The 14,977-nt window shown below is 72.6% G+C and carries 17 protein-coding genes; 2 read left to right on the forward strand and 15 right to left on the reverse strand.

Features of this window, described 5'->3' with window-relative positions; translation table 11 throughout:
• Positions 1-130: 130 nt before the first annotated feature.
• A complete protein-coding gene (locus ACIRG6_RS07550; protein WP_403321444.1) occupies positions 131-1,843 on the reverse strand; it encodes a SpoIIE family protein phosphatase in 1,713 nt (570 codons plus the stop codon).
• 220 nt (positions 1,844-2,063) lie between these two features.
• Here ACIRG6_RS07550 and ACIRG6_RS07555 point away from each other — a divergent pair, with 220 nt between their 5' ends.
• Positions 2,064-2,873, forward strand: a complete 810-nt coding sequence (locus ACIRG6_RS07555) for a universal stress protein (RefSeq protein WP_364821508.1) — start codon at positions 2,064-2,066, stop codon at positions 2,871-2,873.
• Positions 2,874-2,967: 94 nt separating this feature from the next.
• Here the strand turns inward: ACIRG6_RS07555 and ACIRG6_RS07560 are convergent, their stop codons facing one another.
• Both ACIRG6_RS07560 and ACIRG6_RS07565 read right to left on the reverse strand, forming a co-directional pair.
• Complete coding sequence (locus ACIRG6_RS07560) at positions 2,968-3,507, reverse strand: EF-hand domain-containing protein (protein WP_403321446.1); 540 nt, start codon at positions 3,505-3,507, stop codon at positions 2,968-2,970.
• A gap of 217 nt (positions 3,508-3,724) precedes the next feature.
• Complete coding sequence (locus ACIRG6_RS07565) at positions 3,725-4,591, reverse strand: PhzF family phenazine biosynthesis isomerase (RefSeq protein WP_403321448.1); 867 nt, start codon at positions 4,589-4,591, stop codon at positions 3,725-3,727.
• 94 nt (positions 4,592-4,685) lie between these two features.
• Between ACIRG6_RS07565 and ACIRG6_RS07570 the strand changes: the two genes are divergently transcribed.
• Positions 4,686-5,576 carry a LysR family transcriptional regulator gene (locus tag ACIRG6_RS07570; protein ID WP_403321451.1) on the forward strand — a complete coding sequence of 297 codons (891 nt, stop codon included), beginning with the start codon at positions 4,686-4,688 and terminating at the stop codon, positions 5,574-5,576.
• 124 nt (positions 5,577-5,700) lie between these two features.
• Here ACIRG6_RS07570 and ykgO read toward each other — a convergent pair whose 3' ends face one another.
• The 12 genes from ykgO to ACIRG6_RS07630 all read right to left on the reverse strand — a co-directional run bounded on the left by ykgO (position 5,701) and on the right by ACIRG6_RS07630 (position 14,556).
• On the reverse strand, positions 5,701-5,823 hold the full coding sequence (gene ykgO / locus ACIRG6_RS07575; protein ID WP_189229542.1) for a type B 50S ribosomal protein L36: 123 nt from the start codon (positions 5,821-5,823) through the stop codon (positions 5,701-5,703).
• 37 nt (positions 5,824-5,860) lie between these two features.
• Positions 5,861-6,121 (reverse strand): type B 50S ribosomal protein L31, encoded by a 261-nt coding sequence (locus ACIRG6_RS07580; protein ID WP_350716197.1) that lies wholly within the window; start codon positions 6,119-6,121, stop codon positions 5,861-5,863.
• Between the two features lie 78 nt (positions 6,122-6,199).
• Positions 6,200-6,364, reverse strand: a complete 165-nt coding sequence (rpmG, locus tag ACIRG6_RS07585; protein ID WP_189229540.1) for a 50S ribosomal protein L33 — start codon at positions 6,362-6,364, stop codon at positions 6,200-6,202.
• Positions 6,365-6,640: 276 nt separating this feature from the next.
• Complete coding sequence (locus tag ACIRG6_RS07590; protein WP_403321456.1) at positions 6,641-7,450, reverse strand: GvpL/GvpF family gas vesicle protein; 810 nt, start codon at positions 7,448-7,450, stop codon at positions 6,641-6,643.
• Positions 7,447-7,761: a gas vesicle protein K gene (locus ACIRG6_RS07595; RefSeq protein WP_189229538.1), complete on the reverse strand. Its 315-nt coding sequence runs from the start codon at positions 7,759-7,761 to the stop codon at positions 7,447-7,449. The genes ACIRG6_RS07590 and ACIRG6_RS07595 overlap by 4 nt, the downstream gene beginning before the upstream one ends.
• 49 nt (positions 7,762-7,810) lie before the next feature.
• A complete protein-coding gene (locus ACIRG6_RS07600; protein ID WP_364821524.1) occupies positions 7,811-8,698 on the reverse strand; it encodes a gas vesicle protein in 888 nt (295 codons plus the stop codon).
• Positions 8,699-8,732: 34 nt separating this feature from the next.
• Entirely contained in the window at positions 8,733-9,203 is a 471-nt protein-coding gene (locus ACIRG6_RS07605; RefSeq protein WP_403321460.1) for a gas vesicle protein, read from the reverse strand.
• Between the two features lie 196 nt (positions 9,204-9,399).
• Complete coding sequence (locus ACIRG6_RS07610) at positions 9,400-9,936, reverse strand: hypothetical protein (protein WP_318216789.1); 537 nt, start codon at positions 9,934-9,936, stop codon at positions 9,400-9,402.
• Positions 9,937-10,300: 364 nt separating this feature from the next.
• Positions 10,301-11,206, reverse strand: a complete 906-nt coding sequence (locus ACIRG6_RS07615) for a class I SAM-dependent methyltransferase (protein WP_403321463.1) — start codon at positions 11,204-11,206, stop codon at positions 10,301-10,303.
• A 77-nt stretch (positions 11,207-11,283) separates the two neighbouring features.
• A complete protein-coding gene (locus ACIRG6_RS07620) occupies positions 11,284-12,387 on the reverse strand; it encodes an NAD(P)-dependent alcohol dehydrogenase (protein WP_403321464.1) in 1,104 nt (367 codons plus the stop codon).
• Between the two features lie 4 nt (positions 12,388-12,391).
• On the reverse strand, positions 12,392-13,801 hold the full coding sequence (locus ACIRG6_RS07625) for an aldehyde dehydrogenase family protein (RefSeq protein WP_403321467.1): 1,410 nt from the start codon (positions 13,799-13,801) through the stop codon (positions 12,392-12,394).
• Positions 13,802-13,803: 2 nt separating this feature from the next.
• Positions 13,804-14,556 carry a (5-formylfuran-3-yl)methyl phosphate synthase gene (locus ACIRG6_RS07630; protein WP_318216792.1) on the reverse strand — a complete coding sequence of 251 codons (753 nt, stop codon included), beginning with the start codon at positions 14,554-14,556 and terminating at the stop codon, positions 13,804-13,806.
• Between the last annotated feature and the right edge of the window lie 421 nt (positions 14,557-14,977).

Genomic DNA, 14,977 nt, shown 5'->3' on the forward strand with positions numbered 1-14,977 from the left:
CGCCCCCCCCGGCCGCCCGGGCCGGCCCGCCCCGCGGCCCCGCGGGCCCCCGCGGCAGCATCTCACCCCCCCCCCGCCGGCGCGGGGGCGCCCCCCCCCCCACGGCGGGTTCCGGGGTGCGGCCGCCCGCTCACGCAGGGGTACGGAGCGCCAGGAGGGCGACGTCGTCCAGGCCAGGCGGTTGGACACGGCGCAGGAGTTGGTCGGCGAAGGACGGCAGGGGCCGGTGGGCGAGAGCCGCGGCGTGCTGGCGCAGCCGGTCCAGGCCCTCGTCCAGGGTGTGGCCGGGCACCTCGATGAGGCCGTCGGTGTACAGCAGGAGGGTGCAACCCGGCGGAAGCGGGACCGTCGCGTCGGGACGGGACCTGCTGAGACCGGTGCCGAGCAGGAGGCTGTGTCCGTCGGTGAGATAGTCGGTCAGGCCGTCACGGGTGACGAGCAGGGGCGGGGGGTGACCCGCGTTGGTCCAGGACAGCTGCCAGGCTCCGCTGTCCGTCTTGCTGACGCGGGCGAAGACGAGCGTGGCCATCGTGACGTCCGTGATGGGCATGATCGCCTCGTCGAGGCGCTCCACGATGCGGCTGGGCGGTGCCTGCTGCGACCAGGCGTAGGCACGGAGCATGTTGCGCAACTGGGCCATGCCGGCCGCGGCCTCCAGGTCGTGGCCGACGACGTCCCCGACGGCCAGCGCGGTGGCGCCGTCGGAGAGGGTGAAGGCGTCGTACCAGTCCCCGCCGACCTGAGACGCGTCGGGGGCGGGCAGGTAGCGGACGGCCATCTGCAGTCCGGGCACGCGCGGCATCTGGGGCAGGAGGTGGTTCTGCATGGTCTCGGCGACCGCGCGCTGACGCTGGTAGAGGCGCGCGTTGTCCAGCGCGAGGCCGGCACGGCGGGCGATGTCCTCGATCAGGGGCAGGTCGGAGGTGGAGAAGTCACCGGGCTTGCCGGCCCGGCCCAGGGTGAGGGCTCCCAGGACCTCCCGGGTCCCCCGGAGGGGGACGATGGCTGCGGAGCGGATGCCGGTGGCCTCGAACAGGCGACGCTGTTCGACGGCGATGCCGGAGTCCGGGGTGCGCTGATAGGTCTCGGGTCCGGCCAGGGCGGAGGCGACGCCGCGCAGGGCACGGGACAGGGGCATCGGTGATTCCTCGGGCACGGGCGGCATCGGCCCTTCGAGATCGTCACGGTGCACCAGGCGGTCCCGGTCGACGTGGACCACGGCGGTTCGCCACACCTCCTCGTGCTCGGTGATCAGGTCGATGACGGCCCAGTCCGCGAGCCGGGGCAGGACCAGGGCCACCAGTCGGCGCAGCGTCTCGTCGACGTTGAGGGTGGAGGTCACCTGGGTGGTGGTCTCGGCCAGCAGGGCCAGTCGTTCGAGTTCGCTCATGGGCTCGGCGGGCAGCTCCGAGTGCGGCCCGGCGGACTGCCCCTGCTCACGCGGATGGAAGAGGACGAGTGTGTGGGTGTCGGGGCCGTCCACGGCGTAGGGGGCGATGAACCAGGAGATGGGCAGGACGGAGCCGTCGGCCCGGGCGAAGTAGTCGTTCTCGCCCTGTGCCGGTTGCCCGGCGTGGAAAGGCAGCCGCATGGCGCACCGCGTGGCCGACAACTGCTCGCCGTGCGGTCCCCGGTGCAGCAGTTCGTGGGCGTCCTGGCCGGCCATGTCCGCTGCCCGGCGGCCCAGCAGTTCCTCGGCGCGGGTGTTGACGGCAACGACACGGCCCTGCTCGTCGACGACGTACGCTCCGGCCCTGATGACCTCCAGGGCGCGGAGGAGCTGCGGATGAGGCGCTTCCCGGCCTTGCCCGTGGCCGGTCTCCGTGTCCTTCGCGCCTGCCATGTCCGGACCTCCTCGTGGCCGCACCGCCTCGGTCCCGCTCCCGCTGCGCGGCTGTCCTGCGGTGTTTGCTGTCCGCTCTTCTCTATGCCCCGTGGTGAGGGAGAACTCTACGGCGTCCGCCGGTCCGCATTTCCGTCGGTGCGCGGGCCCCACAGGAATTGCAGCGGCCCACCGGCGGGGCGACGCTGGAATCGCGGGGCCTGAAGTGGAGCAGCCGCTGATGAGCAACCTGGTCGTGGTCGGTGTGGACGGCTCGGCGACGAGTCTCACCGCCGTGGAAGCAGCCGCCGCGGCGGCAGTACGGCGCGGGGCGAAGCTGCGTGTGGTGCATGCCGAGATTCCGGTCAAGCCCCGGTACCTGGTGCCGGACCCGGCCTCCGGAGCTCTGGTCCACGAGGCAGCGGCCCACGCCTGTGGCGTGGCGCCCGGGATCGTGGTGACCAACGCCGTGGTGACGGGTGATGTGGCGTACGTGCTGGAAGCCGAGTCACGGACTGCGGATCTGATCGTCGTCGGCTCCCGTGGCAAGGGGCGTGTCGTGGGCCTGCTGCTGGGTTCGGCCCCGGTTGCCCTGGCCGCCCTCAGCCATTGTCCGGTGATGACGGTCAGGGCAGAGCACCGTCCGTCCGCCGGCGCGGGGCCTGTCGTACTGGGCGTCGACGGTTCCCCGGACAGCGACCAGGCCGTCGACGTCGCGTTCGCCGAAGCCGCGCAGCGCCGGGCTGAGCTCGTGGCGGTGCATGCATGGCAGTCGGGCGGGGCGGCCGACGCGGATCCCGAGTCCTCCGCGCAAAGGCTGGCCCAGGCGGTCGCCGGTCGCGCGGCCGGCTGCCCGGACGTCAGCGTCAGACGCGAGCTGGTGCGCGGCAAGGCGCGTGACGTCCTCCTCGAAGCGAGCAAGGCGGCTCAACTGCTGGTGGTCGGCGCCCGCGGACGCGGAGGCGTTGCCGGACTGGTCCTGGGCTCGGTGAGCCAGGCCGTGATGACGCACGCCCACTGCCCCGTCGTCACGGTACGCAGGACGGCATGAGCGATCACCGTCGTCCGGCTCTCCGGTCACGCCGGGCGTCGGGGCCGCGGCGCCTGCGCTGTCCGGGCGGGCCGGTTCCGCGGCCCCGTCGCCGTCACCGGCTCCCGGCCGGAACCAGGTGATCGCCGGGGATACCGGACTTCTCGGGGCGGTAGTAGTCCCTGACTCCGTCCGCCCAGGTGGACACCGGGATGCGGTCCTCCCCGTCCGGCCCGAAGGCCCGGAAGAGCTCCTCGATGTTGGGCCGCGCGAAGCCGATCGCGAGCATCAGCGCGACGAATTCGGGGCGGGCCACGAAACCGTCGCCGTCCGGATCGCCCATCTCGGCGAGCGCTTCGGCGAACTCGTCCACGGTGGCGTCGAACCGCTGCGGGTTCAGGACGACGGAGGTGAACTCCGCGGGGCTGACCCGGCCGTCGCCATTGGCGTCCAGCTCGGTCAGGAGCGTTTCACCGTAACGGCGGAAGGCACCGGACAGCCGGTTCCTCGTGGCCTCGTCGGCAGCCGGTACGGCGGCCACCACGCGCTCGCTCATCAGGTCGAAGTCGGACAGTTCCAGGTATCCGTTCCCATCGGCGTCGAAGAGGGAGAAGACCAGCTCGACGCGGTCGGTCGCCTCGGTGGTGGGCGTCATGGTGCAACCCTGCCTTCCCTGATGGAACGTGGCCGTCGGATTCCGCCGCGGACGCTGCCCCGGCAGCTCACTCACTATCCAGACGTTCCGACATCCGCGACGGGAAAGCGCCGCGCTTCCCACACGATCGGAGGGAATCCGCCCGTCCGTGCATGAAGCAGGGGGTGACTGGACAACATCGGGCTCCGGACCTCCGGGCGACGTGTCCGCCGCACGCTCATCCGGTGATCGGTACGGCATGGCCGGTGACGTGGACGCGGGTGCCGTGCGGGTCCGCGCGCATGGTGAGTTCGCTCGGCCGGCCCATGTCCTCCCCCTGCCGGACGGTGACCACGCCGGACGCGGGCAGCGCGCCGATCGTGCGCAGGTAGCCGCCGAACGCGGCCGCAGCCGCTCCGGTGGCCGGGTCCTCCACCACGCCGCCCACCGGGAACGGGTCCCTGGCGTGGTACTGCTGCTCGTCCTCGCGCCAGACCAGGTGCACCGTCGTCCAGCCGCTCTTGCGCATGAGGGCGGCGAGCGCGTCGAAGTCGTAGTCGAGGGCGGCCAGCCGGGCCCGGGAGCCGGCGGCGAGCACGAGGTGCTCGTTGCCGCCGAAGGCGACGTGCGGCGGCAGCCCGGGGTCGAGGTCGGCGCTGTCCCAGCCCAGGGCCGACAGGGCCGTGTCCACCTCGTCGGCCCGCGCCGGCCGCGACCGGGTGGGCACACTCGTGAGCGTCGCCCGCACCGCTCCTCCGGCATCGGTCTCCGTGCTCACCAGAATCTCCCCGGCGGGGGTGTCGAAGGCCAGGTCACCGGCGCCCAGGCGCTCGGCGAGCGCCACCGCCGTCGCCACGGTGGCGTGCCCGCAGAAGGCGACCTCGGCGAGCGGACTGAAGTACCGGAGCGTGAACCGGCGCCGCTCCTCGTCCCGGGAGGTGACGAACGCCGTTTCCGAGTATCCGACCTCGGCGGCGATCGCCCCCATGCGGTCCGGGCCGAGCTGCGTGGCGTCGAGGACGACACCGGCCGGGTTGCCACCGTCGGGGCGGGAGGTGAAAGCCGTGTAGCGCAGGACGTCGACGTCAGACGAAGAAGTGGTCATGACCCTGATGATTCCGCGTCGGGCCCATGAAAGCCAACGATCGTTTCTCATCATCCCCATCGATATATCCGATGGGAGGACTTAGGATGCCGTGATGGACACCCGGCTGCTCCAGACCTTCACCACGCTCGCCCGGACGGGCAGTTTCACCGGTGCCGCCACCGAACTGCGGCTCTCGCAGTCCACGGTCACCGTGCAGATCAAGTCGTTGGAGAAGGCACTCGGCGCCCGGCTCTTCGACCGCATGCCGCGTGGCGCGCTGCTCACCGACGCGGGACGGCGCCTCGTCCCGCTGGCCGAGGACGTCCTGGACGCCGAATCGCGCTTGCTCACCGCGGCCGACGGCGACGGTCCGGTCAAGGGCACCGTGACGGTGGGCGCGGGCGAAACCCTGTGTTCGGCCCACCTCCCCCAGGTGATCGCCTCATTGCGCCGCTCGCATCCGCGGGTCGAGGTGCACCTGCGGGCTTGCGGCACGGACGGCGCGGTGGACGGGCTGCGGGCGGGAGTGCTCGACTGCGCGCTGCTGCTGGAGGAGGAAGTCGACCACCCGGACGTCATCGCGGAACGTGTCGCGAGCCAGCCCCTGGTACTGCTGGCCGCTCCCCACCACCCCCTTGCCGGTCGTGAGGCACCGGTGAGCTGGCCGGAGCTGGCCGAGGCGGACTTCTTCCTGCACGAGCAGGGCTGCTCCTACAGCGACCGGCTCGCCGACCGTCTCCGGGCCGTCGCCGGAGCCCGGCCCCGACTGACCCGGTTCGGCAGCATCGAGGCCGTCCGTTCCTGCGTCGCGGCCGGACTGGGGCTGACCGTCCTGCCCTCGGCCAACGCGGCTCCTTCGCTCCGTGACGGCACGCTCGCCGCCGTGCCGGGCCCCGTCCTTCCGGACGTCTCCGTCCTCCTCGCCCGCCATCGGCGCCGTGGCCCCACCGCCGCGACCGACACCGTCACCTCGCGACTGCGGCAGCACTTCCGCACCGTCTGAGGGGCGGCGACGCGCTGCGGGAGGCCGGCGTCGGCACCCCGCGCGGGCCGGTGCCCTCCCCGACGGGGACGGCCCGGCACCGCGAGCGTGCGGTGCCGGGCCGTCCGGTCTGCGGGATGCCCCGTCAGCCCTGCCGGGCCTTGAAACGCGGGTCCTTCTTGTTGATCACGTACGTCACTCCGCGTCGGCGCACCACCTGGGCGCCGGGCTTGGCCTTCATCGAGCGCAGTGACTTGCGTACCTTCATCGCGGTGTCCCTCCGGGGGATCGGGCGGCACCCGCCGTCAGCGGCGGGCCGGGGCGGCGGTGCCGTAGCGCCGCTCGAAACGCTCCACACGTCCCGCGGTGTCGACGACGCGCGAGGTGCCGGTGTAGAAGGGGTGGCTCGCCGACGAGATCTCGACGTCGACGACCGGGTACGTCACGCCGTCCTCCCACTCGACCGTGCGACGGGCGTCGAGTGTGGAGTGGGTGAGCATCTGGAAGCCCGCCGCGCGGTCGCGGAAGACGACCGGACGGGAGACGGGGTGTATTCCGTGCCTCATGGAGTGCTGTCCTTCCTGGAGGCCTCCGCCGCGCGAACGGCGGGGAGCGGTGGGGCGAGGAGCGGCGATCCGCTGCGGTCAGCGCGTCTCGCGGAAGAGGACGTGCCCGCCGACGACCGGGTCGTACTTGCGCAGGACCAGCCGGTCGGGGTCGTTCAGACGGTTCTTGCGGGTCACGTAGGTGACGCCGGTGCCGGCCGTGGAGGTGAGCCTGACGACCGGACGCGAGGTGCTGCGTGCCATGGGGTGCTCCTTTCGCCACCACCCGAGTCGATTGACTCGGACATGTCATACGTACGGTGCAACGCCCGCGACGGGTACCGCATTCCCGACGAAGGGTGACGTGGAGGGCGGTCGCCTGCGCGGCGAGCGGCTCTGCGGGGCTTCAGCCGGACGATCGTCCCCGCAGGCGAGAGGTGAGGCCCGGGGACACTGTCCCCTCCACGGTCACGGTTTCCACAACACGGCCGTACGCGCCGGCATTCCCGGCCCGCGGAAGGGACGGAGCCCGTACGGACATCAGCGCGCCGCCTGCTCCGCCGGCTGGTGCGGCCGTGTCTCGGTGAACGAGTACGGCGGCCAGGGACCGAGGAAGCGGATCCGCAGGGCGGGCTGACCGGCCTGCGCGTCGCTCAGGACGGCACCGACGGCGTCGATGTCCTCGTGCCGGACGAGCAGAGCCGCGGACAGGACGTCCGTCTCGCCGGGGACACGGTGGGCCGGTCCTCGGTCGCGAAGGTCCTCGGCGACCGACAGCAGGCGACGCCGGAGGCCGGCGTGCAGTGTGTCCGCGAGCTGCCCGGCCGCGTTCTTCTCGCGCTGCTCGCGCTGCTTGGCGAGCAGCCTGCGCATGCCGGGCGACCGGGCGTCGCCCTCCGTCTCCCCCGGGCTCGCGGCCGGGCCGCCGGTCGTGGCGGCCGCGCGGTCCAGGGTGATCTCCACGCGGAGTTCGCACCGCCCGGCGAGCGCCGTCAACTGCCCGGTGATGTCGTCTTCCTGTTCCCTGATCCAGTCCCCCAGCCGCTGCTCGGCGCTCCGTCCGGACGCGGTGTCGTCGGCGACCAGGACATTGAAGGTCATCGGCAGCAGGCTGCCGACGCGCTCCCAGACCGTGGTGACCGCCTCGCTCTGTTCCGCCACCCAGCGTCGCACCTGGTCGTCGTCCCCCTGGAAGGGGGCAGGCGTCGCGTCGTGCACCAGCGCGGCGACGCCGGTGCCCGGAACTCCCGCCAGGCGCAGCGGACGCCCGTCGAGCCCGGCGACGCCGTCGGCCGCGCCCTGCCGGTCGGGAAGCAGGGCGTACACGTACAGAGCGGTGTTCTCCGTCATCGCCCGGCCTCCTCCGCCCAGCGCTGCGGGTTGATCAGCTTGTCCACGACGTCGTCGACCACGTCGTCCAGTCCGCGGTGCAGGTCGGCGACCGAGGTGACGATGCCGTGGTCCTCCTTGATCTGCTCCATCGCCTCGTCCAGGTCCAGCAGGGCGTCGGCGAGGCGTTCGGCCTCCTCCGGGTCGAGGTCACCGCCTTCGATGCGCCGCATGGCCTGGCGGTCCAGAGCCTCCTGGATCACCTCGACCAGTGTCACGACGAGGGACAGCACCCCGTGTTTGAGGCTCTTCTCGTCGACGGTCAACGGCATGTCGTCCTCTCCTCTTTCCGCTGCACTGCTCGATCCCTTCTCGTCCCGCTCATGCGGTGGCCGCCACGGGGCCGGCGGACGCGAGCCGTCGGGCCCAGCGGTCCGGGTCGTCGGCGGCGAGCCGGATCTCCTCGCCTGCGGCGGTGCGCAGCACGAGGACGCTTCCCTCGCCGCCCGGCCCGTACCCGGGCGCCCGCCGCACCCCGGCCAGGTCGGTCGTGGGCAGCACCAGCGCGGGCCTGGCGTCCAGGGGTGACTTCCAGGTCAGCCGGCCGGCCGTGAGCCGTGCCTGTCCGCCGCGCCACAGCGGGCCGGACCTGCGCGGCTCCTCGTACCAGAGGTGCCCCTCCGCGAGGGGCGGTTCGTCCTCGGCGGCGGTCCCCGACGGGAGCGCGGGCGTAAGGTGCCCGGCGCGGGATCGGGTGAGCAGGCCGTGCAGTGTCTCGGGCTCCCTGGCCGAGAGCAGTTCCCGCCGTCCGTCGGCCAGCGACACCTCCAGGCGCAGGCGTTCCTCGCCGCCGACCGTCCGTTCCGGCTTCAGCCGCACGTCGCGTACGGCGCCGAGATCGGTCTGCCAGAGCACCTCCCGGGGCTCCTCACGCAGGACGACGAGGCGCTGATCGGTGAGGTAGACCGTGCCGGGCCGCCAGCCGTGGTACACGCCCTCGGTCAGCAAATGGCCCCCGCTCATCCGGCGGACGACGCTCTCGCCCTCACGCAGGTCGAGGGCGCGTCGGGCGACGGAGCGCTCGGCCCACGCGCGGGTGGCCTCGTCCCAGTGGCGCATCATGCCGTACTCCAGCATCGTCTCCATCCCGGCGACGGCCGCCCGCACCGAGACGCCGATCAGCGGGATGTCCGCGACGGCGACGATGAGATCCAGGTGCAGGACCGCGCCCTTGTTGAGCAGGACCTCCACCAGGTCGTCGAGGGTCACCCTCGGTTCCCGGGTGGGCCGCATCGGGGACCGGTCAGTCGCCACGCCGCTCGGCCTCTCGCTCGGCCGGGTCCTGATCGTGATCCCCGTCGCGCTCGCCGCCGCCCTGCGCGTCGGCGTCATGGTGACCCGTCAGGGCGGCCTGCCCGGTGTCGTCCCGCAACCGGGCCTGGGCACTGCGCCAGCCACACCAGGGGCACCACTGGTTCAGCAGTTGCTCGACGGGCGCGCGCTTGCCACACGCCGGGCAGGTCTCCTTCTCCTCCCGGGTGTCGCGCCACGCGGCGGTCTCCGTGTCCGTGCCGGAGGGGAATTCCAGTCCGTAGCGGGCGGCCGTCTCGAAGGAGGCGAGGGCCGCGCGGAGCCGGATGCCCAGCAGCTCGACCCCGGCGACCGAGACCATGATGTCGGCGTTCAGCACCAGACCCTTGTCGAGAAGGGTTTCCACCACGTGCGCGAGGCTTCCCTCGCCGTCCCGCCGGGGCTGCATGGGGGCCGCGCTCACCGCCGGCACCGTGCGAGCCGGCTCGCGTCCAGGGGCGGCCGCGGGGAACCCGCCCTCGCTCGGAGTGGTCCTTCCGGTAAAGCTGCTCATCCCAGCCGCCTTGCCGGTCTTGCGCCATTCATACACCGCGAGGTGCCGTGTCGAGTCCGCTCTCGCGCGGCGCGGACACCTGGCGGTACGGCGGCCGGTGGCCGCGCTAGTCGATCAGTGCGTCCGCGGCGATGACGACGAGCCCGATCAACATGTCCACGAGCCCCGCCCGGCAGGAGGACAGCCAGCCGAGTCCCGCGGTGCGGGCTGCCGACACTCCCAGGCCGAACAGGGCGACGGTGTTGAACAGCAGAGCCACGTCGACCGCGGTGTCCTCCGTCCACCACTCGGCGACCGCGCCGAGCAGGAGCAACAGAGTGGGCAGTACGGCGGCGAGCAACGGCCATTCGGCGAGCACCGCCCGCAGTCTGCCGGGCCTGGCCTCCCCCTCGGCGGCCGCACGCTGGGCGATGACGTGCGCGTACCCATGGGCGGCAGCCGACGCCAGCGCGGTGAGAAGTACCCACAGCGCGTCCTGACCGGGGTCGGCCTTCTCCCCCGGCACATCCAGCGCGGCCACCATGGCGCTGGCCAGCACCAGGCCGTAGATCCCCCTGAACAGCCAGCGTTCCGCCAGCTCGGGCCGCAGGCTTCCTCTCGGTGCAGCGCCCTCGGGTGGGACGTGGTCGGCGTGGTCGGGCATCGCATCGCCTCGGTGCGGGAGGAGAACTGGGTCACCTCATGCTCACCCGCACACCGTCGGCAGACACGACGCCACGCGGGTCGAGCCGCTCACCGCCAGGCGAGCGCGACGACTTTCCGGCTCGGCATCGGTCATGACCTGTACGCACGTACACAGGAGGAACAGCCCGATGTCGAGCCTCATGATGGACTTCATCATCTCGCGCGACGGCTACGCGGCAGCGGACGGCCGGCCCGGTCCGTGGGGCATGGAGAGCCGCGCCTTCGACGGTCGGCTCAAGCTGCTGGAAGACGTTCCCACCGTCCTCGACGGGTCGCCCGGGGCCGGCGCCTGGAACCCGCGGACCGGGACCACGAGTGGTGCGCTACCGCTCCGACCGCGGCTTGTCCGCGAAGACCCACCGGTTGCCCGCCAGTGCGTCGTTCTCCTCGGGCAGGGGGCCGCGTCCGTGCCGATGGGTGAACTCGAAGGGGGTGTGGACCGAGGTGGACCATCCGCTGCTCGCCAAACGAGCCGCGGAGTCGGGCCGTTGCTCCCTGCTGAACAGGTCGAGCAGATCGATGCCGAGCTGTTCACGCGTCGACGTGTAGAGGCGGCTGTCGCGGTACTCCATCAGGTCCTTCTCGAGCTTGACCTCGTACGCCAGCGCGCTGCCCCCCGCACTCAGCCGGTCCACCGTGCGGATCAGATTGGTCTCGGCGGCGTGCGGCAGATAGAACAGCAGCCCCTCGGCCAGCCACGCGGTGGGGGCCGCCGGGTCGAAGCCGGCCGCCCTCAGCGCACCGACCCAGTCGGCGCGCAGGTCGACCGGGATCGGCACGCGCGTCGCCCTCGGCGCGACCGACAACGCGCCGAGCACCTCGTGCTTGAACGCGAGGACGCCGTCCCTGTCGACCTCGAAGACCACGCAGTCGGGAGGCCAGTCGAGTCGGAACGCCCGTGCGTCGAGCCCCGCACCGAGCAGCACCACCTGGCGGGCGCCGCCTGCCCGGACCGAGCGGAGCAGGAAGTCGTCGAGTACGCGGGTCCTCAGTCCGAAGTAGCGGGCGAAGCGCCCCCACAGCGGGTTCGCGTCCCCGTCCGGAACCTGGGCCGGGCGGACCGGCCAGTGCGCGGACGCCTGGGCGGAACGCACGAAGAGCTCCGCGTAGACGTCCTGGGCGAGGCTGTCGGGGCGGTAGGTCTCGATCGCCCGTGCCGCGGCGACCAGAAGGGCGGTCAGGCCGACCCCTCCCTCCACGCCGGTGCTGCGGGGTGCCGTATCGACCATGCGTTCTCCCTGATGCGGGCGGGGCCGACGTCCCTCGGGACGGCAGCTCGGGTGGGTGGTGTCACGGAACGCCTCGGTCACCGCTTCCGTCCGTCCGGGATCAGGACGGGTTTGACGACGCGGCCCGTGTCACAGTCGTGTTCGGCCTCGTTGATGTCGGCGAGCGGATAGAGACGGATCAGCTGGTCGAAGGGGAACAGTCCGGCCTGCCAGAGCGCGGTCAGGCGTGGGATCAGCAGCCCGGGGACCGCGTCGCCCTCGCAGATGTGGGAGATCCGGCGGCCGCGGTCCAGGGTTCCCGGCTCCAGCGGCAACGCGGTGCGCAGACGTGACACGAGGCCGAGGTGGCCGGTCGGGCTCAGTGACCGGAGCGCATCGTTGATCAGTCCGGCGGACCCCGTGGTGTCCAGCGCGTACATCACTCCGCCGCCGGTCAGCCGCTGGATCCGGTCGGGCAGGGCGGCGGATGCGGCGGGGAGCGGAAGGGCGTGGAGCCGCTCGGCCAGAGCGAGCCGCCCGGGATGCCGGTCGACGGCCACGGTCACCGCCCCGGCGGCGTGGGCCGCCATCACCGCGGCCAGGCCCACCGCTCCCGCGCCGAAGACCGCGAGGGTGTCACCGGGACCGACGCCGAAGGAGTTGAAGACCGCCCCGGCGCCGGTGAGGAAGCCGCAGCCGAGCGGTCCGAGCAGTTCCAGCGGAAGTGAGGGATCGACCCGGACGGCGTTGCGGGCCGGGACCATCGCGTACTCGGCGAACGAGGACTGGCCGAACCAACGGGGCGCCAGCGCGGTGCCGGCCGTGTCGGTGAACCGTGCGGCGTTCTCCCTGCGCCCGCCGAAGAGGTTCAGCGAGGCGAAGGAGTCGCAGTAGGCGGGGGCCGCGCTCCTGCAACTGCGGCAGTGACCGCAGGAGTCGAAGCTCAGCACGACATGGTCGCCGACGTCGAAGCCGGTGCCCGCGCCCCCCGTCTCCGCCACGACTCCCGCCCCCTCGTGGCCGAGGACGGCCGGCAGGGGCGAACGGCCCGCCGAACCCCGGACCGCGAGATCGGTCCGGCACAGCCCGCATCCCGAGATCCAAACCAGGATCTCGCCCTCGGCCGGCCCTTCGGTCAGCATCACCTCTTCGATGGTGAACGGGTCCTCGTAAGCACGCAGTACCGCCGCGCCGAACTTCACCTCGTCACGCCTCCTCGGGCCGGTGCACGACGAACGGTCTGAGGTTCCCGTAGAGCCCCCACGGTCCGCCCGCGACGCCGACCCCGCTGTCCTTGGCACCCGCGAAGGGCTGGGCGAGGGACAGTTCGGCGTGGTGGTTGATCCAGGCGGTACCGCACTCCAGACGGTCGGCCACGGCGGCGGCCAGGTCGACGTCGGTTCCCCACACCGAGCCGCCCAGGCCGAAACCGGTGCCGTTGGCCGCCCCGACGGCTTCGTCGAGGGTGTCGTAGGGCAACACCGGCAGGACGGAGCCGAACTGTTCCTCCGTCACCACCGGACTGTGGGCCGGCACGTCGGCCAGGATCGTCGGCGCGAAGAAGTACCCCGGCCGGTCCAGTCGGTGCCCGCCGGCGGCGACCCGGGCGCCGTCCGCCCGGGCCCGTGCCGTGTACCGCTCGACGCGGGCCAGTTGAGGGGCGTTGTTGACCGGTCCGAGCCGTGAGTCCGGGTCGAGTCCGGATCCGACGACGGTCGTCCTCGCCCGGTCCGCGAGCGCCTCCACCACCCGTGCGTAGTGACGGGCCGGGGCGTAGACGCGCTTGACCGCCATGCAGACCTGCCCGCAGTTGCGGAACGCCGCCCAGAACAACCGGTCCGCGACATCCTCCACGTCGACGTCGTCCAGCAGGACGGCGGCGTCGTTGCCGCCCAGTTCGAGGGTGACCCGCGCGAGCGAGGCCGCCGCGCCCGCGGCGACGCCCCGGCCCGTGGCCGCCGAACCGGTGAAGGTCACGTGGCGGATTCCCGGATGCGAGGCGAGACGGGCGCCGAGGGGCTCCCGCCCGGTGACGATCGTCAGTACGCCCTCGGGCAGCGCCCCGGAGAGGACGGACCCCAGCAACCGGGTGGCGAGAGGAGTGAACGGAGAGGGCTTGAGCACCATCGTGTTGCCCGCGGCGAGGGCCGGAGCGAACTTCGCCGACGCGAGCTGCAGAGGGAAGTTCCACGGGACGATCGCGGCGACGGGCCCCAGCGGCCGCCAGCGGAGCTCGCTCTGCACGGGGCGGCCGTCCGTGATCGGCTCCGTCCCGGCGTCCAGCCCGGCGAAGTAGCGCAGCCGCGCGGCCGTACGGGCCACCTCCGCGTACGACTCGGTCAGTGGCTTGCCCTGTTCTCGGGTGAGCAGCGGGGCGAGCTCCGCCGCTGCCGCCTCGACGGCGTCCGCCGCGGCGAGCAGCGCGGTCCTGCGGGAGTCCGGGTCGGCCCGCCAGTCGCGCCAGGCCGCATGGGCCCGGTCCACGACCGCGTCCAGCTCCTCCGGCCGCTGTTCGGGAACCTCGGCGAAGCCCCTGCCCGTCGACGGGTCGACGACGGTGACGTGGCCGCGGCGGTGGCCCTGGGCCCGACGACGATGTCCGGTCGGCACGGTCACGGTCAGCTCGCCGCGGCGGCGACCGTGTGCTCCCGGACGTGCCGGTCCATCTCCGCCCGGAAAGCGGCCACCAGGTCGGGCCGGATGCGGCCCGCGTTGCGGTCACCTCCCTCACAGACCGCCCCGCGCACCCCGACGATGTCCGTTTTGATGCGAGCCAGCTCACCCAGGTCGCCGGCCTTCACGCTGCCCGCCAGTGCGGCGAGGAGCCCCGCCTCGTGGGCACGCCGCACGAACTCGGCGCAGACGTCGGGCGGCACGTGGTCGAACAGCCGTGTTCCGTCCTTGACCGCGGTGTCGAGCATGGCGGCGTCGGCGCCGGAGCGTGCGGCGATGTCGGGCAGCGCGAGCGGGTTGACGCAGCCGATGCGGTGGGCATCGGCGTAGCCCGAGGCGACGACGAACGCGTCCGCCCGGTAGTCCTTCACGGCCCGGACGACCCCGCGCATGACCTCGACGGCCTGTTCGGGTGTCGTGCAGCCGTAGAGGCCGACCTTGATGTAGGTGGCTCCGGAGACGACAGCGCCGAGCGCCGCCTGGGCCACCGTGCCGGGCTTGTACGGGACGTCCCCCACGGTGGCGGAGACGGGCTTGTCCGCCGGAACCGCGTCGCGGATCTCCCTGATGACCCAGGGGAAGTTCGCACCGAGCGAGCCCTCGTCGGGCTTCTTGACGTCGACGATGTCGAGGTGCTCGGCCGCCTTGGCGCAGTCGAGGGCTTCGTCGACGCCGTCCGGAGAGATGAGAAGCAACAAGGTGGAATCCCTTCCCGGCAGATACGTGGATTCGCTTGGCTCACGTGCGGTGTGCACATCATTTCCGCGGTCGTCCGGCGTCGGCAGGGCGCGCGGAGCGACACAGGGGTCGTTTCCGCCCGGCGCCCGCGCCCCGCGCAACGCGCCGTCTGCGCTGAACCACCGGCTCCCGCCTGGCCGACGGCGTGTTCCTGAGTTGCCGCGCCTCCAGGCCAAGCAGACACTGGTCGTATGACCCGCGGGCATGCCCGTGGACCGGGGGCCGGACGGGCCGAGGCCTCGCCGCCCCTGTCGCGGGTACGCCCTCCACCGTTGGTTCCGGCGATGCCGGGGCTTGTTCCGGTCGTGGGAGGAACCTGTCCACCACCTTTCCCGCAGCCCTACGCCCCTGCCTGGCGTCCTTCCTGACACTCCGGCGGCC

This window comes from Streptomyces flaveolus, from assembly GCF_044765825.1.
In the GTDB taxonomy this organism is placed as follows: domain Bacteria; phylum Actinomycetota; class Actinomycetes; order Streptomycetales; family Streptomycetaceae; genus Streptomyces; species Streptomyces flaveolus.

Bases quoted from the DNA above. Each gene is read 5' to 3' on its own strand.
- ACIRG6_RS07550 (WP_403321444.1), bottom strand. From the start codon at position 1,843: ATGGCAGGCGCGAAGGACACGGAGACCGGCCACGGGCAAGGCCGGGAA.
- ACIRG6_RS07555 (WP_364821508.1), top strand. From the start codon at position 2,064: ATGAGCAACCTGGTCGTGGTCGGTGTGGACGGCTCGGCGACGAGTCTC.
- ACIRG6_RS07560 (WP_403321446.1), bottom strand. From the start codon at position 3,507: ATGACGCCCACCACCGAGGCGACCGACCGCGTCGAGCTGGTCTTCTCC.
- ACIRG6_RS07565 (WP_403321448.1), bottom strand. From the start codon at position 4,591: ATGACCACTTCTTCGTCTGACGTCGACGTCCTGCGCTACACGGCTTTC.
- ACIRG6_RS07570 (WP_403321451.1), top strand. From the start codon at position 4,686: ATGGACACCCGGCTGCTCCAGACCTTCACCACGCTCGCCCGGACGGGC.
- ykgO (WP_189229542.1), bottom strand. From the start codon at position 5,823: ATGAAGGTACGCAAGTCACTGCGCTCGATGAAGGCCAAGCCCGGCGCC.
- ACIRG6_RS07580 (WP_350716197.1), bottom strand. From the start codon at position 6,121: ATGAGGCACGGAATACACCCCGTCTCCCGTCCGGTCGTCTTCCGCGAC.
- rpmG (WP_189229540.1), bottom strand. From the start codon at position 6,364: ATGGCACGCAGCACCTCGCGTCCGGTCGTCAGGCTCACCTCCACGGCC.
- ACIRG6_RS07590 (WP_403321456.1), bottom strand. From the start codon at position 7,450: ATGACGGAGAACACCGCTCTGTACGTGTACGCCCTGCTTCCCGACCGG.
- ACIRG6_RS07595 (WP_189229538.1), bottom strand. From the start codon at position 7,761: ATGCCGTTGACCGTCGACGAGAAGAGCCTCAAACACGGGGTGCTGTCC.
- ACIRG6_RS07610 (WP_318216789.1), bottom strand. From the start codon at position 9,936: ATGCCCGACCACGCCGACCACGTCCCACCCGAGGGCGCTGCACCGAGA.
- ACIRG6_RS07615 (WP_403321463.1), bottom strand. From the start codon at position 11,206: ATGGTCGATACGGCACCCCGCAGCACCGGCGTGGAGGGAGGGGTCGGC.